We start from the raw sequence: 17,848 nt of genomic DNA, 5'->3' as shown, positions 1-17,848 counted from the left end.
CAGTCGGCGCCGGTCACGGCGGCCGGGGCTCGCTTGGTCTTTCCGGCTGCCCCGTGCAGCCGCGGACCGGCCGGGGAGCCCGGCCGGTGTCCGGCTACTTGGCGCAGACGTTCTGGTCGTCGGCGTTCACGTTCTGCACGCCGTCCGGCGTTTTCGTCGGCGCCTCGATCGACTTGCCCGGTCCCTCGAAGTCCTTGCCCAGGATCAGCTTCATCGGGACCTTCGGCCCCGCGTCCGCGGTGGTCTTCTTCAGCGCGCTCTTGGGCAGGCCCATCCAGTCGGCCAGGGCCGCCGCCTGGTCGGCCTGGTTCGGCGCGTACTCCAGCCGGGTCGCGGCCAGCTTCGTCGGCGCGTTGCCGGCGTTGGTCGACAGCTTCGCGGCCTTGCTGTTCTGCAGCCAGTCCACCGTCTCCTGGGCGGCACCGATCGGTCCGCCGCCGTTGCTGACGTCCACCCGGACCTTGTCGGCCGGGGCCTTGGGAACCTTCTTGTCGTCCGACGTGCCCTTGCTCTTCTTCTCCTTCGTCTTGGACAGCGAGTGGTCGGCGCGGATCATCTGGAACAGCGGTCCGGCCTTCACCTCGTCCAGTACGACGGTCGCGGGGTCCTTCGGGTTGTCCAGGACGGGAACTGTGGCGAAAGTGATGTTTTTGATGTCGACCCGGCTGAGGTCCTTGGCCAGGTCCACCAGCTTGCCCGCGCTGCCGATCCCGGTGTCCACGGTCAGCGCCTTGGTGGCGGCCTGGGCCAGGTCGTAGAGCTTTGGCACGCTGGTGAGGGTGTCGCCGGACTTCATCTTGCGGATCATCGAGCTGAGGAACTGCTGCTGGAGCTGGATGCGGCTCAGGTCGCTGCCGGTGCCGACGGAGTGCCGGGTACGGACGAAGGCCAGCGCCTGCTCGCCCTTGACGATGCTCTTGCCGGCTGGCAGGTGCAGATGGGACTTCGGGTCGTCGATCGGCTTCGCGGCACACACCTCGACGCCGTCGACCGCCTCCGACAGCTCCTTGACCGCGTTGAAGTCGGCCATCATGAAGTGATCTATGGACAGGCCGGTCATCTTCTCGACGGTGCGCCAGGTGCAGCCGGGGTCGCGGTCCTCCTGGCCCAGGCTCGTGTTGAAGCGGACGTTGCGCTCACCCGGGATGTTCCTGGTGGCGCCGTCCTTCTTCGTCGGGCAGTCCGGAATGTCGGTGATCATGTCGCGGGGGATGCTCAGGGCCGTCGCGTTGGAGCGGTCCTTGGAGATGTGCATCAGGATCGTGGTGTCCGCGTGTCCCACGCTGCCCGCGTCGCCGTAGCCCTGGTTGCCCTTGCCGGAGCGGGCGTCCGTGCCGATGACGAGGATGTTGACCGGGCCGTCCTTGACCGCCGGGTTCTCCTTGCCGACGTCGACCTTGGAGATGTTCCCGTTCAGCTGCTGGTACAGGAAGAACGCGCCGCCGCAGCCCGCAACGAGGACGAAGCCGAGCGCGCCGGACGTCCAGTAGAGCGCCTTCTTCTTCGCGGACTTCTTCGGCTTGGGCTTACGACGGCTCGGCGCGCCGCCGCCGGGCGGCGCGGAGCGGTTCCCGGCACGCCGGTCGCGCTGCGCGGGCAGCTCGCGGGTGTCGGTGTCCCGGCCGGGGCCACCGCTTCCAGAACCGTTTTGCCCCGTACGGCTGCCGGGTTGCCCCGTACCGCTGCGGGGCTGTCCCGTACCGCTCCCGGGCTGTCCCGTACCGCTGCGGGGCGGGGGAGCGCCCCGGCCTCCCTCGGGCCGTGGCGTGCCACGGCCGCGTCCGGGCGCCGGCCCCTTGCGGGCGGCCGGCTGCGTCGCCGGGGCGTCGCCAGGGTCCAGCCGCAACTCGTAGGTGCCGGTGTTCGGGTCGAACACCCACTGATCGGCGGGATCGATGTCGTCCCCTCGCCCACGGCCTTGCGCGTCCACGGTGCCTTGTGTCCTCCGTCGGTGCCACGCGGCGCCTCCCCCTCAAGGCGCTCGGTCGGTCGGTTGTGCAATACGCGGTCAGCCTGGTCGTGCGGACCGGATCGCTCACACTATCCGCCCAGTTCAGCGTCGAGCGACGCCCGTGACACATTCCACTCCCCTACAACTGGGCAATTCACCCCATCTTTTCGGCAGCTTTCGCGCGGCCGAGCGTATTTTTGCCGAGCTTTCAGCGGCAGATCCCGCGTTCGGCGGTCGTTCCCCGGAAGGTGGGCGTCGCGGACGGGAGGGCGGAACCGTTCGTCGCCTCGTCCGCGGAATTCTTACGCGATCCGGATGCCGGGCCCGGGGAGTGCGGCGCGTCCGCCGCGCCCCGCGCCCGGCCCGGTACGGCGGACGCCGCGGGGGCCGGCGCGGGGGTCGTCGAAGCGGGCCGTACGGTCACCGGGCGGTCCTTGCCCAGCTGCCGGAAGAGCTGCTCGGCGTCCGGCTGGACGAGTTCGTCGCGGTCGGTGTCGTAGCGGTACTCCTGGCGCGGAACGGTCAGGAACTGCACCTTGTCGGTCGGAATGCTGCGCATACCACGGACCCATTCGTACAGACCCCGCAGTGACGCCAGCCCCTCGTCCGTGGTGAGGGAGCTGGTCGCGGCGTCCAGCAGCGGATAGAGCCGGCCGGGGTGCAGCAGGACGCCGTTGCTCTGGACCTTGTTCACCAGCGCCGCCAGGAACTGCTGCTGGCGCTCCATGCGCATGGTGTCGCTGCCGTCGCCGAGGCTCTTGCGGGCCCGGACGTAGCCGAGCGCCTCCTCCCCGCGCAGCGTCTGCCAGCCGGACGGCAGCCGCAGATGTGCCTCGTCGTCATGGACGGGCCGTTCCAGGCAGAGGTCGACACCGTCCACCGCGTCCACCATTTTCTTGAATCCGGCGAAATCCACGATCATGTGGTGGTCGATGCGAATGCCGGTCATCTTCTCGACCGTACGGATCGTGCAGGCCGCCCCCGCGAACTCGAACGCCCAGTTGAACTGGATGAATTGCGGCACCGACTGCTTTCCGTCGGAACGCTTGCAAGCGGGAATGCGCACCATCAGGTCGCGCGGGATGCTGACCGCCGTCGCGCTCCTGCGGTCCGCCGCCGCGTGCAGCAGGATCGCGGTGTCCGAACGCTGGGTGCCGTTGTCCTCGCCGTACTTGCCGTTGCTCTCCCCGGAGCGCCGGTCGGAGCCGATCAGCAGGACGTTCTCCGCGCCCCCGGGCTCCGACCTGGGCCGCTCCGCCTCGTACTTCTCCAGCTCGTTACGGGTGTCGTGGTCGGTACGGATGTTGCCGTCCAGCTTGGTGTAGAGCAGCCAGCCGGTACCGGCCAGGGCCAGCACCAGCCCGGCGAGCCCGAGGGCGGCCCGGCGCAGCCACCGGCGCCCGGGCCGCGGACCGGTGGCCGTCGCGCCGCTCTCCGCCGTGAGGTCCAGCGGCGGGGCCGCGAGCGGGCCCGGGCGCGCACCCGGCTCGCCGCCGGCGTCCCGCGGGCCGCGCGGACCCGGCCGGCCGGAAGGGTTCTCCGGGCTGTCGCTCACGTGTGCGTCCCCATCCCTCCGGAGTCGGCGTCCCGCCCGCGCGGAGCCACCGCCCGGCGGGCGGACGGGCCCGCAGGGGCGTCCGTATCCAAAGATCATGACCCGCCGGGGGCGGACCGGCCCCTCACGGAGGGTCAGGTGTCCGCCGGACGGGGGACAGGGGGCGGGAGCCCGGGGCGCGGCCCGTCAGACCGCGCGGTGCGTGACCCGCTCGCTCTCCTCGCGCTGCGCCAGGCCGTCCGCGGCCAGCCGGTCCAGGTTGCGGCACAGCACGACCGAGCCGCCCACGGCCAGCGGGGCGAGCAGCCCGGCGGACAGGCCCGCCCAGCTGTCGTACGGCAGGCCGGACAACAGCCGGGACCCCTCGGTCAGCCCGCGCTCCGCGGCGTCGGCCAGCGCCGCCGCCACCACCTCGGCGCCGGTCAGCTCCCGGCCGTCCACGGCGAGCGCCGGGTCCTGCGGGGAGACCGGTGTGTACGGCGCGAACCGGTCGCCCTGGCTCGGCACCTCGACCGCGTAGTCCGCGAAGCCCTGCGGCGCCTGCGGGAAGCGGCCGCCCAGCGGGCGCAGCGCCAGCGCCACCCGCTCGCCCGTGCAGGCGCGGGCCTCCTCCAGGGTGTCCGGCCCGCTCACGACGAGGTCCGCCGTGCCCGGGTCGCCGCCGACGTCCGCGACCACGCCGACCGAGGAGCAGGCCAGCAGCCAGACCGCGGTCTGCCAGTGCGCAGGCAGCAGCAGCGCCAGGCGGTCGCCGGGTTCGGCGGCGAGGTCGCCCTGGAGGTAGTTGGCGGTCTTCGCCACCCAATTGGCGAAGGTGGCGACGGACAGTTCCACGCGCTCGCCGGTGGCGTCGTCGTAGAAGGTCACGAGCGGGCGGGCCGGGTCCGCGGCGAGTGCGGAACGCAGCAGGTCGGCGGGGGTGCGATCGGTGGTGTTCATCGGCGTCAGGGTACGCGCGGCGGCGGCCGTCGGTCAGCCGGACGGCGGGCGGGCGGGGGCGCCCGGGCCGACGCGCCGTCAGGTTCGTGAATGGCATGTTATGTCCCATTCGTTCACGCTTTCTCCATGCGTGCCATTCTTGCTACCTCGATCGCCGTGACGTGCACCGCGGCCCTCGCCCTCCCGCTCGCCCTGCCCGCCGGGGCGACCACCGCCGCACCCGTTACCGCTCCCGCCGCCACCTCCGCCCGGGCCGTACCCGCCGGCATTCCCGGCAGCACCCGCTCCCTGCCCCTGCGCCCCCTGCACACCTCGGACCGGAGCGCGGCCGCCGGCGCCCAGGGCCTGTCGGCCCGCGGCGTCGCCCCGTTCTCGCTGGTCGGCGTCGTCTGGGACGACCCGGCAGCCGAACTGCAGGGCGACGTCCAGGTCCGTACCCGCCCCGTCGGCAGCACCGGCTGGTCCGGCTGGCAGGACGTCCAGGCCCATGACGACGACGCCCCCGACCCGCGGTCCGCCGAGCGCCGGGGCGGCTCCGTACGGGGCAGCACCGCACCCCTGTGGGTCGGCGCCTCGGACGCCGTGGAGCTGCGCGTCGTCCCGGAACGCGAGCGCGACCGCGACGGCGGCGCCCGGACGGCCGTACGCCGCGCCCTGCCCGCCGGGATGCGCCTGGAGCTGGTCGACCCCGGCCAGGACACCCCGCAGGTACGGGCGGCGCGGACCGGCGAACAGCCCTCCGGCGCAGGCCGCCCGAAGCCGCCCCGCAACACCGGAACCGTCGGCTCCGCCCTCGACGCCCTGCTCGGCGTCTTCCGCCTCCCCGCGCTGGGCAAGCCCGCCGGCCCCGGCGACGACTACGACGACGAGCCCACCCCCCGGCCCACCGCCACCTCACGCCCCACCACCCCCCGCTCTCACGTCGGCCCGCGCCCGGCCATCGTCACCCGGGCCGGCTGGGGCGCCGACGAACGGCTGCGCGAGCGGCAGTTCGCGTACACCAGGAGCGTCCGGGCGGCCTTCGTCCACCACAGCGCCACCGGCAACAACTACACGTGCCGGCAGGCCCCTTCGGTGCTGCGCGGCATCTACCGCTTCCACGTCAAGAGCAGCGGCTGGCGCGACATGGGCTACAACTTCCTCATCGACAAGTGCGGCATCGTCTACGAAGGCCGCGCGGGCGGCGTCAGCAAGCCGGTGATGGGCGCGCACACCCGCGGTTTCAACCAGAACAGCATGGGCATCGCTGTCCTCGGGACGTTCGAGAATGCAAATCCGTCCGCCGCGTCCGTCTCCGCGGTGGCGAAACTGACGGCCTGGAAGCTCGGCCTGTACGGAGTCGATCCGCGCGCCGTCACGACCCTGGTGTCCGGCGGCGGCAACCGGTTCCCGAAGGGCACCAGGGCTAAGCTGCACGCCATCTCGGGGCACCGGGACGGGTTCAACACCAAGTGCCCCGGCGACCGCCTGTACAGAAAGCTCGGCACCGCGCGCCATTCGGCGGCCCGCCTCCAGGGGCGCTGAAAGTCCGTTCGAAAGTATCTGCCTACACTGGTCCGCCGACCGGCCGACCCCAGCAGGAAGCAGAGAAGACAAGGTGACTGAAGCGATCCTCCTGGTCGGCGGCAAGGGCACCCGGTTGCGCCCGCTGACGGTGCACACGCCCAAGCCGATGGTCCCGGCCGCCGGTGTCCCCTTCCTCACCCACCAGCTGGCGCGCGCCCGCGCCGCGGGTGTGGAGCACATCGTGCTGGCCACCTCCTACCTCGCCGAGGTCTTCGAGCCGTACTTCGGCGACGGGTCCGCGCTCGGCCTGCACCTGGAGTACGTCACCGAGGAGGAGCCGCTGGGCACCGGAGGCGCCATCCGCAATGTCGCCTCCCGCCTGCACTCGGCACCCGGCGACCCGGTCCTGATCTTCAACGGCGACATCCTCACCGGACTGGACATCGAGGCCCTGGTGGACACCCACCGCACCACCGGCGCCGATGTCTCCCTGCACCTGACCAAGGTCGCCGACCCGCGCGCGTTCGGCCTGGTGCCCACCGACGGGACCGGCCGGGTCACCGCCTTCCTGGAGAAGCCGCAGACGCCCGAGGAGATCGTCACCGACCAGATCAACGCGGGTGCCTACGTCTTCAACCGCTCGGTCATCGACACCATCCCGGCCGGCCGCCCGGTCTCCGTCGAACGCGAGACCTTCCCCGGCCTGCTGGAGAGCGGCGCCCACCTCCAGGGCATGGTCGACTCCACCTACTGGCTCGACCTGGGCACCCCGCACGCCTTCGTCCGCGGCTCCGCCGACCTGGTGCTGGGCCGCGCCCCGTCCCCGGCCGTCCCCGGCCGCTGCGGGGACCGCCTGGTCATGGACACCGCCGAGGTCGCACCCGACGCCAAGATCACCGGCGGTTCGGCCGTCGGCCCCCGCGCCCGGATCGGCGCGGGCGCGCGCGTCGACGGCAGCGCCGTCCTGGAGGGCGCCGTCGTCGAGCCGGGCGCCCGCGTCCGCGACTCCCTGATCGGCGCGGGGGCGCACATCGGGGCGCGCACGGTGCTGGAAGGCGCGGTCATCGGCGACGGCGCCCGCGTCGGCGCCGACAACGAACTGCGCGAGGGCATACGGGTGTGGTGCGACGCCGAGATACCCGCGGCCTCGGTCCGCTTCTCCTCCGACCAGTAAGCCGGAGGGCGGCGTCGCGGCGGCACACGGGCACCACCCGGGACGCCGGGCAGCCCCCTCGGGAACTCCTCCGGAACCCCACTGGAGCCTGGGCCCCCGCCACCGCCCACCCGCATCACCTACCCTGGCCGGATGCCCGCCCCCCACCGCCGCACCTGGGCCCCGCCCGGCCCGTACGACCTGCGCCGCACCCTCGGCGTGCTCGGTCGCGGCCCCGGCGATCCGGCGTTCCGGGTGGCGGACGGCGCGGTCTGGCGGGCCAGCCGTACGCCGCAGGGGCCGGCCACCTTGTGCGTACGGGAGCGGCCCGGCGCCGGACAGGTCGAGGCCGAGGCCTGGGGGCCCGGCGCCGAGTGGATGCTGGACGGGCTGCCCGCCCTCCTGGGGGAGGGCGACGACCCGGCGGCGTTCACCCCGCGGCACCGCCTGGTCCACGAGGCGCGCCGCCGCCACCCCGGCGTACGGCTCGCCCGCACCGGCCTGGTCCTGGAATCGCTGATCCCCTCGGTCCTGGAGCAGAAGGTCACCGCCGACGAGGCGTACCGCGCCTGGCGCCTGCTGCTCCAGCGGCACGGCGAGCCCGCGCCCGGCCCGTTCGAGCGGCTGCGGGTGATGCCCGATCCGCGTGGCTGGGCACTGATCCCGTCGTGGGAGTGGCACCGCGCGGGCGTCGACCACAAGCGTTCGGCCACGATCGTGCGGGCCGTACGGGTCGCCCGCCGCCTCGAAGAGGCCGCGGCCATGGACCTCCCGGACGCGCTGCACCGGCTCCAGCTGGTCCAGGGCATCGGCCCGTGGACGGCGGCCGAGGCGCTCCAGCGCTCCAACGGCGCGCCCGACGCGATCACCGTCGGCGACCTGCACCTGCCGCGCATCGTCGGCTACGCGCTGACCGGGCGGCGGGACGGCACCGACGAGCAGATGCTCGATCTGCTCGCCCCGTACGAGGGCCAGCGGCACCGCGCCGCCCGCTTCATCCTGCTCTCGGGCCGGACCCTGCCGCGCCGCGCCCCGCGCTTCCCCGTCGGGGACATCGCCCGGCTGTAGCGACGGCCGGGCGCGGCACCGCGGGCGCGCTCAGCGCACCGTCACGAAGGCGTCCGCCGGGCGGTCCGGCCGGGGCCGCGGCGGTGCCGCCGGGCGGCCCACGGCCACCGCGCCCATCGGGTCCCAGTCCGCCGGCAGGTCCAGCGCCTCCCGTACGACGTCGCGGCAGAACATCGTCGAGGACACCCACGCCGACCCCAGCCGCTCCCCGGCCAGCGCGACCAGGAAGTTCTGGATGCCCGCGCCGCCCGCGACGACGAACATCTCCCGCTCGGCCGCGTTGCGCCGCGCGTCCGGGTACGTGTGCGAGCCGTCCATGACCAGGCACGGCACGACCAGGTACGGCGCGTTGCGCAGCACGTCGCCCCGGCGCACCCGCCTGGCGATCGACTCCTCGCTGAAACCGTCCCCGCGCAGGTCGGCGATCCAGGCGTCCCGCATGGCGTCCAGCAGCCCGGTGCGGGCGCCCTCGGACTCCAGCAGCACGAACCGCCAGGGGGTGGTGTGGTGCGGCGCGGGCGCGGTGACGGCCGCGGCGACCGCGCGCCGTACCGCGCCGGGGTCCACCGGGTCGTCGGTGAACTCGCGCACCGTACGCCGCAGGGTCACCGCTTCCCGTACGGCCTCGGAGGTGCCCAGCCGGAACATGTCGTTGGGGGCGGACCGCACCAGGTCCCGGGCCCCGGCGTCGTCCGGGTCGCCGTCCGCGCCGTCCTCGCGCACCACGTGCGGCAGCCCGCGGACCACCGCCACCGGCAGCCCGGCCGCCTTGCCCTTCACCAGGTCGCCCGCCGCGGCCAGTTCGTCGGCGGTGGCGACGATCGTCGCGCTGAGCGAGTTGCCGTACGCGTCCACGCCGCCGCGCAGGTCGTCCAGCACCCGCACCCCGGCCGCGCCGATCGCGACATCGGTCAGCCCGCTGCGCCACGGCCGCCCGAAGGTGTCGCTGACGACGACACCGACCCGTACGCCCAGCGCTTCCCGCAGCCCGTCGCGGATGGCGCGCGCCGAGGCGTCCGGGTCCTCGGGCAGCAGCAGGACGGTCCCGGCCGGCGTGTTGGAGGCGTCGACGCCCGCCGCCGCCATGATCAGGCCCTGCCGGTTCTCGACGATGCGCAGCGTGCCGCGGCGCGCGACGACCCGTACGGTCTCCTGGTCGATGGCCGCCTCGCGGTCGGTGGCCTCCATGATCCGGCCCTCGGCCTTGCTGATGATCTTCGAGGTCACCAGCAGCACGTCGCCGTCGGCGAGCCCGGGCAGTCCGCCGGCGGTCGCCGCGGCCGCGATGATCTTGGCGAGGTCGTCGCCGTCCCGCACCTCGGGAATGCCGGGCAGCGCCCACACCCGGTAGGCCGGGGCCGTCTCGGGGCCGCTGGTGGCGGCCGGCGCGGGCCCGAAGCCGCTCACGCGCGGACCTCCTCGGCCAGCGCCAGCGCCGCACGGGCCATCGCGGCGGTCGCGTCCAGGTCGGTCATCATCAGCGGTACGGCCCGGCAGCGGATGCCCGCCTCCTCGACCTCGGGCACCGCGCCCGCGTCCACCGTGTCGACGAGCCAGCCGTCCAGCAGCCCGGAACCGTAGTGCTTGGCCACCGCGGCGGCCGTCGACTCGACGCCGACCGCGGCGAGGACCTTGTCCGCCATGCCGCGCACCGGCGCGTCCCCGACGATCGGCGACAGCCCGACCACCGGCACCCCGGCGTCCGCGATCGCCTCGCGGATGCCCGGTACGGCCAGGATCGTCCCGACGCTCACCACCGGGTTGGACGGCGGGAAGAGCACCACGTCGGCTTCGGCGACGGCCTCCAGCACGCCCGGCGCGGGCTTGGCCTGCTCGGCGCCGACCGGCACCACCGCGTGCGCGTCCACCGAGGCGCGCAGCCGTACCCAGTACTCCTGGAAGTGGACGGCCTTGCGCTCGCCGTCGACGTCCACGGCGACATGGGTCTCCACCCGGTCGTCGGACATCGGCAGCAGCCGCACGCCCGGCTTCCACCGCGCGCACAGCGCCTCGGTCACCGCGCTGAGCGGATAGCCGGCGCCCAGCATCTGGGTACGGACGATGTGCGTGGCGAAGTCGCGGTCGCCGAGCCCGAACCACTCGGGCCCGACCCCGTACGCCGCCAACTCCTCCTTCACCCGGAAGGTTTCGTCCGCCCGGCCCCAGCCCTGCTCCTCGTTGATGCCGCCGCCGAGCGTGTACATCACGGTGTCGAGGTCGGGGCAGACCTTCAGCCCGAACAGATGGATGTCGTCACCGGTGTTGCCGATGACCGTGATGTCGGCGTCCGGCGCCGCTGCTTTCACACCCCGCAGGAAGCGGGCGCCGCCGATGCCGCCGGCGAGAACCACAATGCGCATGGCCCCAGCATGTCAGGGGGCGGCCGTCCGGCGGGAGGCGGTCGGGGGTACGGCGGTCAGGGGGCGACCGCCGCGGGGGAGGCGTCCGCCGCGCAGCGGGCGCTGTGCATCGGCATGTCGGTCAGGCCGGGGAAGTACACGTGCAGGCTGACGGCGGGTACGAGCGCGTCGTTGACGACCTCGTGGACGTACCCCGGTGCGAAGACGCGCTGCGCGCCGGCCGTCAGCGTCCGGCTGCCGCCCGTGGTGCGCTCGCTCAATTCGCCTTCCAGGACGGTCAGCACGCCGGAGGACGGGCCGTGGTCGTGCCGTCCGCTGCCCTGTCCCGGCAGCCAGCTCAGCAGCCAGACCTCGTAGCCCGGCCCCTGGCGCAGCCGGTGGTACCAGCGGGTGGTGGCGTCGTAGCGCACGAGCGGGGCCCAGCGGGCCCGGTCGGCGGCGATCTCACGGGCGAGTCCGGCGAACCCGGCGACGGTGGAGGGGTGCGCGGGGACGGGCGGGAGCAGGTGCGGGATCGCGAGCGGGTCGCCGGCGATCTGGACGTCGCTGTTCATGTGCGGAAGTTCCTCGGCAAGGTGCTCAGGTGGCGCAGACGGGGAGCGCCGCGGCGCGGGCGGCGCGCGGCGGGCACGGGAACCGTGCGGGGTGCGGCGGTCGCCGCTGGTACGGCGAGTGCTGCGGGAACTGCGGGGAGAAGAAGCTGGAGCTCGGTGGCGTCAACAGCTGGAACAGCGACAGCGGGCCTGGGCAGCGCAGCGGGACCCGTAGGAACGGGTCAGGCGGAGCGCAGGAATCGCTGGCATGCATGCAAGGAGACCGGGTACCCGGCCTCATGTCAACCGGGTGTCTGTTTTGGGGGAAATGTTTCACCTCATCCGGTTACTGCGAGCGGCGAAAGGTTTGTGCAGGCGAGGTGCTGAGCACACGGGCGACAACCGCGCACTCCCGGGCGCCGTTGCGGTCTCGTGATCTGAATGTGACCTGGCCCGCTTCGGTGGACGCGGTGCAACGGCTGCGCCGCCCGTCGCGTCCTTGGGTGTGAGAGGGAAGTTACGGGTGATGCGGGTGAGGAAGTGTCCTGTTTTTTGCCGATTTGAACACTTTCTGCATAGGCTTGGTTCCGCAGAGTGAATAAGGGGCCCAATAGCAGATCTCGGCTTGACTGGCCCGGATCGGCACACTTGTAATTTCACTCGTGTCGTTCAGCCGTCATCGGTAACGGCTGCATCACGGGGACGCAAAGACAGACGAGGGGCGCACATGACCGAGCTGTTCCAGGAATTGCTGGTCGAAGAGGCGGACGAGGAGCTCGGCTGGCAGGAGCGCGCGCTGTGCGCCCAGACCGACCCCGAATCCTTCTTCCCGGAGAAGGGTGGCTCCACCCGCGAGGCCAAGAAGGTCTGTCTCGCGTGCGAGGTCCGCTCCGAATGCCTTGAATATGCCCTCGCCAACGACGAACGCTTCGGCATCTGGGGCGGACTGTCCGAGCGCGAGCGGCGCCGGCTCAAGAAGGCAGCGGTCTGACGTCCAGTGCGACGGCCCGGCTGCCGGGCCACCGATTCTCCGTATATCCCCCCATAGACAACGGTCCGCCTCCGCAGCCCACGTGCCGGAGGCGGACCGCTGTGTACGCGGCAGACGGACCCGCACCGCCGAAGCATTAGTGTGGGGCCGCGTCCGAGGCGCACCGACGCCCTGACCGGCACCCGGCCACGACCCGTGCCGTCGGCCGCACCGCGTCGCCGTCCGTCGCAGTCCACAGCGCAGCGCTATGCCGGGGGAGGACCCCGAGACCCCCGGGGAGGGCCCCTACCTCGATGTCCGTGCACAGTCAGCCGGCCGGCCAGGCCGCGCAAGCCGCCGCCCAATACCACGACGGCACCCCCGAGTTCCCCCGGCACGTCGTCACCGCAGTGCTCGTCTCCCACGACGGCGAACGCTGGCTCCCCGACGTCCTCGCCGGACTCCTCGGCCAGGAACGCCCGCCGCAGCAGGTCCTCGGCGCCGACACCGGCAGCGCGGACGCCTCCGCCCGGCTGCTCGGCGAGGCCCTCGGCGACGACCGGGTGCTCCACCTCGCCCGCCGCTCCGGCTTCGGCACCGCCGTCGACGAGGCCGTCCGCACCGCCCCCGTCCTCGGCCCCGACGACCTGCCGTACCTGCGCCGCCCCAGCGGCTGGGACCCGGTCGGCCGCACCTGGCGCGACGACACCTACGACCTCCCGGAACTCCCGCACGGCGAACCCGTCCAGTGGCTGTGGCTGCTGCACGACGACTGCGCGCCCGAACCCGACGCGCTCGCCGAACTCCTGCGGGTCGCCGACTCCAGCCCCTCCACCGCCGTCGTCGGTCCCAAGCTCCGCAGCTGGTACGACCGCCGCCAGCTCCTCGAAGCAGGCGTCAGCATCGCCCGCAGCGGCCGCCGTTGGACCGGCCTGGACCGCCGCGAACAGGACCAGGGCCAGCACGACCAGGTACGGCCCGTCCTGTCCGTCTCCAGCGCCGGCATGCTCGTCCGCCGGGACGTGTACGAGCAGTTGGGCGGCTTCGACCGCCGCCTGCCCCTGATGCGCGACGACGTCGACCTGTGCTGGCGCGCCCAGGCCGCCGGCCACCAGGTCCTCGTCGCCCCCGACGCCGTCCTGCGGCACGCCGAGGCATCCGCCCGCGAACGCCGCCCCATCGACTGCGTCGGCCGCTCCACCGCCAGCCCCCACCGCGTCGACAAGGCCGGCGCCGTCTACACCCTCCTGGCCAACACCCGCGGCGCCCTGCTCCCGTACGTCGCCCTGCGCATCGTCCTCGGCACCCTGCTGCGCGTCCTCGCCTACCTCGTCGGCAAGGCCCCCGGCCAGGCCCTCGACGAACTCGCCGGCCTCATCGGCACCCTGCTGCGCCCCGGCGCGATCCTCGCCGCGCGCAGGAAACGCGGCCGCCCCGCGACGGACGCGAGCGAACTGCGGCCGCTCTTCCCGCCACCCGGCGCGACCGTACGGGCCACCGTCGAACAGGTCGCCGGCAACCTCGCCGGACGCTCCGCCCCCGAAGCCGCCTCCGCCGGACGGCACGGCGCCGTCGAGTCCGGACCCGGCGGCGACGACGCCGACTACCTGGAGATCGAACAGTTCGCCCGGCTCAAGCGGATCGCCCGCCGGCCGGCTCCGGTGCTCTTCCTCCTCCTGCTCGCCGTCTCGCTCGTCGCCTGCCGCTCCCTCCTCGGCTCCGGCGCCCTGACCGGCGGCGCCCTGCTGCCCGCCCCCGACCGCCTCGGCGACCTCTGGACCAGTTACCTCGACGGCTGGCACGCCACCGGCACCGGCAGCACCGCCGCCGCGCCCCCCTACCTCGCCGTCCTCGCCCTCGTCGCCACCTTCTTCCTCGGCAGCACCAAACTGGCCGTCACCGTCCTGCTGGTGTGCTCCGTACCGCTCGCGGGCCTGAGCGCCTACTTCGCCTCCCGCCCGCTGGTCACCTCCCGCCTGCTGCGCGCCTGGGGCAGCGTCGTCTACGCCTTCCTGCCCGCCGCCACCGGCGCCCTGGCCGGCGGCCGCATCGGCACCGCCGTCCTCGCGATCCTGCTGCCGCTCATGGCACGCGCCGCCGTCGCCGCCGGCGGCCTGCGGCTGACCCCCGGCACCCGGCCGAGCTGGCGCGCCGCCTGGGCGTACGCGCTGCTGCTCACCTTCACCACCGCCTTCACCCCGGTCGTCTGGCCCGTCGCCGTCCTCCTCGGCATCGCCCTGCTCGTCCTGCGCGCCCTCGACGGCAACCGCGGCCTGCTCCTGCCCTACGTCCTGCGGTTCCTCGCCGTCGCCGCCACCCCGCTCGTCGTCCTGGCACCCTGGTCGCTGTCCCTGCTCGCCCACCCCTCCCGCTTCTTCCGCGAGGCCGGGCTGGACCTCGGCACGGGCTCGGCGTCCGTACTGGACCTGGTCGGCATCAGCCCCGGCGGCCCGAAGGCCGCCGGAAGCGTGCTGCTCCTCGGCATCGTGCTGGCCGCGCTGGCGGCCACCCTGCGCGACGACCGGCAGCGCGCGGTCCGCATCGCCTGGGCCGTGGCCGTGACCGGCCTGCTCTTCGCCGTGCTCGCCAACCGCTCCGCCTGGGCCGGCCCCGCCGTCCTCGTCTACGGGCTCGCGCTGCTGAGCGCCGCCGCCGTCGGCGCCGAAGGCATCCGCTCCCGTATGGAGACCCTCGGCTTCGGCTGGAAACAGCCGGTCGCCGTCCTGATCGCCGTCTCCGCACTGCTCGCCCCGCTGTACGCGGCGGCCAGCTGGATGATCACCGGCGCGGCCGGGCCGCTGGAGCGCCGCGACCCCGTACAGGTCCCCGCCTTCGTCGCCGAGGACACCGGCTCCGTCGACCAGGCCCGCACCCTCGTCCTCGACGGCGACGCCGGCCATGTCGCGTACACCCTGGTACGCGGCTCCGGCGCCCGCCTCGGCGACGCCGACCTCGCCGTCGAAACCGGCGAGGACCGGCGGCTCGGCGGCATCGTCGCCAACCTCGTCGCCGGCTCCGGTGCCGACCAGACCAATCAGCTCGGCGGCTACGCGATCCGCTACCTCCTGGTCCGCGACGGCGCGCCCCGCGCCATGGGCCGCGTCCTGGACGCCACCCCCGGCCTGACCCGCCTCAGCCAGGACGACGGCAGCGCCCTGTGGCGCGTCGACCAGCGCGTCTCGCGGGTCTCGATCGTGCCGGGGGAGACCAAGGACGGCACGCGCGCGGGCCGCGCCACCGCACCGGTCCCGGTCCCGGCCGGACCCGTCGCGGCCCACACCGACCTGCCCGACGGCGCCGACGGCCGGGTGCTGCGCGTCGCCGACACCGCCGACGCGGGCTGGCAGGCCACCCTCGACGGCAAGCCGCTGAAGCCGGTCACGGTCGACGGCTGGGCGCAGGGCTTCGCGCTGCCCGCGTCCGGCGGCCGCCTGGACCTCACCTACGACGACCCCATGGGCCACACCGCGTGGCTGTGGGCCCAGGGCCTGCTCGCCGTGGTCCTGGTGGTGCTCGCCCTGCCGGGCCGCCGCCGCGAGATCGACGACGACCTGCCCGAGGACGGCGTGGCCGCGGTGCCCGCGGAAGCCGCCTCGGGGGAGGGCCGTCGCGCACGGCGGCTGCGGGCCGCCCAGGCCGCCGCCCCCGACGGCGCGGAGCCGGGCATCCCGGGCCCGCGGCCCGGGGAAGAGCCGGTGACCGCCCCGGCGGCGCCTCCCGCCGCCGGTCCGACGGCCGATCCGATGGCCGCCCCGACCGCCGACCCGTACGCGGCCGTGTCGCAGCAGCAGAGCTACGAGGAGCAGCCGGGGTTCGGGGAGCAGCCGGGGTTCGAGCAGCAGCCGGGGTACGGGCAGCAGCAGGGTTACGGACAGCAGGGCTACGACCCGCAGCAGGGGTACGAGCAGCAGACGTCCGACCAGTGGCAGCAGCAGCCGGGATACGGGCAGGGCCAGTACGCACCGGATCAGTACGCACCGGATCAGTACGCACCGGATCAGTACGGCCAGAACCAGTACGGCCAGCACCCGTACGGGCAGCCGTACGCGGACGCCGCAGGCCCCGCCCCGGCGGACCCGGACCAGGCCGCCGACCCCTACCCGCCCGGCGCCTACGACCCGTACCACTACGGCCGGCAGCCGTCCCAGCAGCCGCCGCACCAGCAGCAGCCCTACGACGACGGCACGACGTACCCCGGCTCCTACCGCGAGCCCCGCCGTGACGGGAGCGACCAGCAGTGAAGCGCACCATCATGTCCCTGATCGGCGCGGCCGTGGCTCTCGGCGCGGTCACCGGAGTCGCCGCCGTCGCCGCACCGGACACGCCGGGCGCCACCACGGCCCAGGGCGCCTCCCGGCGGCCCGTCGAACGGTCCGCGCTGCTGTGCCCGCCGCCCACCTCGTCGGAGGTCGGCGAGACCACGTACACCGCCTTCACCCCCGAAGGGACGGGCGGCAAGGCCGGTTCCGAGGGCACCGCGGGGCTGCTGCCCGCACCGTCCGGCAAGCAGCCGGACGGGAAGGGCGGGCAGGACGGAAAGGGCAAGACGGGCGCCGGCCAGGGACAGCAGGGCCCGCAGGCGGGCGCCACCCCCGTCGCGCCCCTGAAGAAGGCCGGCATCCCCGTCACCGCGACCACGGACCGCGCGGACGCCCCCGCCCTCACCGGGTCCGCCGACGGCGCCCTCGCGCCCGGCTGGACCGTCCAGCAGACCACCAGCGTCGCGGCCGGCAACGGGCGCGGCCTGCTCGGCCTGTCCTGCGCGGCGCCCGACACCGACTTCTGGTTCCCGGGCGTGAGCACCGCCAAGGACCGCCAGGACTACATCCACCTCACCAACCCCGACGACACCCCGGCCGTCGTCGACCTCGACCTGCGCGGCAAGGACGGCCCGCTGAAGTCCTCCTCCGGCGAGAACATCACCGTCCCGCCGCACTCCACCGTGCCCGTCCTGATCTCCACCCTGACGGGCACGCCCGTCCAGGACGCGGCCCTGCACGTGGGCGCCCGGGAGGGCCGGGTCGGCGCCTCCGTGCAGGCCGCCGACGCGAAGCTGGGCGGCGACTGGCTGCCCGCGGCGGCCGACCCCGCGCCCGGCGCGGTCCTGCCGGGCATCCCGGCCGACGCCACCGGCGTCCACCTCGTCGCCGTCGCGCCCGGCAAGGAGGACGCCGACCTGAAGGTGCAGCTGGCCACCCCGAACGGCCTGATCACCCCGGCCGGACTGGAGACCCTGCACGTCAAGAGCGGCATGACGGCCGCCGCCGACCTCAAGGACCTCACCAAGGGCGAGGCGGGCTCGCTGGTGCTGACCCCCGCCGACGGCTCCAAGGCGCCCGTCGCGGTGGCCCTCCGGGTCACCCGCGGCAAGGGCGACAAGCAGGAGATGGCCTTCATCCCGGCGACCGGGCCGGTCGGCGACCGGGCCACCGTCGCCGACAACCGCGACAAGGGCGGCACGCTGTCCCTCGTCGCACCGGAGAAGGGCAAGGACGCCAAGGTCACGGTCACCGCGTCGGCGGGCAGCGGAGGCGGTACGCCGGTGTCGAAGACGTACACCGTCAAGGGCGGCAGCACCCTCGCCGTGGAACCGCCGCGCCCGCAGGGCCTCAAGGGCTCCTACGCCCTGACCGTCACCCCGGCGGCGGGCAGCGGCCCGGTCCACGCGGCACGGACCCTGGCCCTGCCCCAGGGCGGCCTGCCCGCCTTCACCGTGCAGACGCTCCCGGACGACCGGGGGACGGTGGTGGTGCCGACGGCGGGGGAGGATCTCAGGCTGCTGCTGAAGTGAGGCGTGCGGGCCGCCGGGGCGC

The 17,848-nt window shown here is 74.0% G+C and carries 12 protein-coding genes; 6 read left to right on the top strand and 6 right to left on the bottom strand.

Annotated features, from left to right (window positions below; all coding sequences use genetic code 11):
* Positions 1-94: 94 nt before the first annotated feature.
* The 3 genes from JXZ78_RS24730 to JXZ78_RS24720 all read right to left on the bottom strand — a co-directional run bounded on the left by JXZ78_RS24730 (position 95) and on the right by JXZ78_RS24720 (position 4,445).
* Positions 95-1,930 carry an LCP family protein gene (locus tag JXZ78_RS24730; protein ID WP_030021679.1) on the bottom strand — a complete coding sequence of 612 codons (1,836 nt, stop codon included), beginning with the start codon at positions 1,928-1,930 and terminating at the stop codon, positions 95-97.
* A 229-nt stretch (positions 1,931-2,159) separates the two neighbouring features.
* Complete coding sequence (locus tag JXZ78_RS24725; protein WP_030021680.1) at positions 2,160-3,506, bottom strand: LCP family protein; 1,347 nt, start codon at positions 3,504-3,506, stop codon at positions 2,160-2,162.
* Positions 3,507-3,692: 186 nt separating this feature from the next.
* Entirely contained in the window at positions 3,693-4,445 is a 753-nt protein-coding gene (locus JXZ78_RS24720; RefSeq protein ID WP_030021681.1) for a TIGR03089 family protein, read from the bottom strand.
* Positions 4,446-4,571: 126 nt separating this feature from the next.
* Here JXZ78_RS24720 and JXZ78_RS24715 point away from each other — a divergent pair, with 126 nt between their 5' ends.
* The 3 genes from JXZ78_RS24715 to JXZ78_RS24705 all read left to right on the top strand — a co-directional run bounded on the left by JXZ78_RS24715 (position 4,572) and on the right by JXZ78_RS24705 (position 8,172).
* Entirely contained in the window at positions 4,572-5,969 is a 1,398-nt protein-coding gene (locus JXZ78_RS24715; RefSeq protein ID WP_238783352.1) for an N-acetylmuramoyl-L-alanine amidase, read from the top strand.
* A gap of 73 nt (positions 5,970-6,042) precedes the next feature.
* The gene (gene manB / locus JXZ78_RS24710; RefSeq protein ID WP_030021683.1) at positions 6,043-7,125 is read left to right on the top strand and encodes a mannose-1-phosphate guanylyltransferase; all 1,083 of its coding nucleotides are present in this window, start codon (positions 6,043-6,045) and stop codon (positions 7,123-7,125) included.
* Positions 7,126-7,257: 132 nt separating this feature from the next.
* Positions 7,258-8,172 carry a DNA-3-methyladenine glycosylase family protein gene (locus JXZ78_RS24705; protein WP_030021684.1) on the top strand — a complete coding sequence of 305 codons (915 nt, stop codon included), beginning with the start codon at positions 7,258-7,260 and terminating at the stop codon, positions 8,170-8,172.
* 30 nt (positions 8,173-8,202) lie between these two features.
* Here JXZ78_RS24705 and JXZ78_RS24700 read toward each other — a convergent pair whose 3' ends face one another.
* From JXZ78_RS24700 to JXZ78_RS24690, 3 genes are read right to left on the bottom strand one after another with little or no spacing between them, the layout of a single operon-like run.
* Positions 8,203-9,579 carry a coenzyme F420-0:L-glutamate ligase gene (locus JXZ78_RS24700; RefSeq protein WP_050502680.1) on the bottom strand — a complete coding sequence of 459 codons (1,377 nt, stop codon included), beginning with the start codon at positions 9,577-9,579 and terminating at the stop codon, positions 8,203-8,205.
* The gene (gene cofD, locus JXZ78_RS24695; protein ID WP_030021686.1) at positions 9,576-10,532 is read right to left on the bottom strand and encodes a 2-phospho-L-lactate transferase; all 957 of its coding nucleotides are present in this window, start codon (positions 10,530-10,532) and stop codon (positions 9,576-9,578) included. The genes JXZ78_RS24700 and cofD overlap by 4 nt, the downstream gene beginning before the upstream one ends.
* 56 nt (positions 10,533-10,588) lie before the next feature.
* A complete protein-coding gene (locus JXZ78_RS24690) occupies positions 10,589-11,086 on the bottom strand; it encodes a cysteine dioxygenase (RefSeq protein WP_030021687.1) in 498 nt (165 codons plus the stop codon).
* 706 nt (positions 11,087-11,792) lie between these two features.
* Here JXZ78_RS24690 and JXZ78_RS24685 point away from each other — a divergent pair.
* The 3 genes from JXZ78_RS24685 to JXZ78_RS24675 all read left to right on the top strand — a co-directional run bounded on the left by JXZ78_RS24685 (position 11,793) and on the right by JXZ78_RS24675 (position 17,826).
* The gene (locus JXZ78_RS24685; protein WP_003983763.1) at positions 11,793-12,056 is read left to right on the top strand and encodes a WhiB family transcriptional regulator; all 264 of its coding nucleotides are present in this window, start codon (positions 11,793-11,795) and stop codon (positions 12,054-12,056) included.
* Positions 12,057-12,349: 293 nt separating this feature from the next.
* Positions 12,350-16,276 (top strand): glycosyltransferase family 2 protein, encoded by a 3,927-nt coding sequence (locus tag JXZ78_RS24680; RefSeq protein ID WP_030021688.1) that lies wholly within the window; start codon positions 12,350-12,352, stop codon positions 16,274-16,276.
* Positions 16,273-17,826, top strand: coding sequence for a DUF5719 family protein (locus JXZ78_RS24675; RefSeq protein ID WP_030021689.1), 1,554 nt, complete (start codon positions 16,273-16,275; stop codon positions 17,824-17,826). The genes JXZ78_RS24680 and JXZ78_RS24675 overlap by 4 nt, the downstream gene beginning before the upstream one ends.
* Positions 17,827-17,848: the final 22 nt, after the last annotated feature.

The organism is Streptomyces monomycini, from assembly GCF_022271435.1.
In the GTDB taxonomy this organism is placed as follows: domain Bacteria; phylum Actinomycetota; class Actinomycetes; order Streptomycetales; family Streptomycetaceae; genus Streptomyces; species Streptomyces monomycini.
Note: the sequence above shows the minus strand (reverse complement) of the source record. Positions and strands in the feature narration are given on the sequence as shown.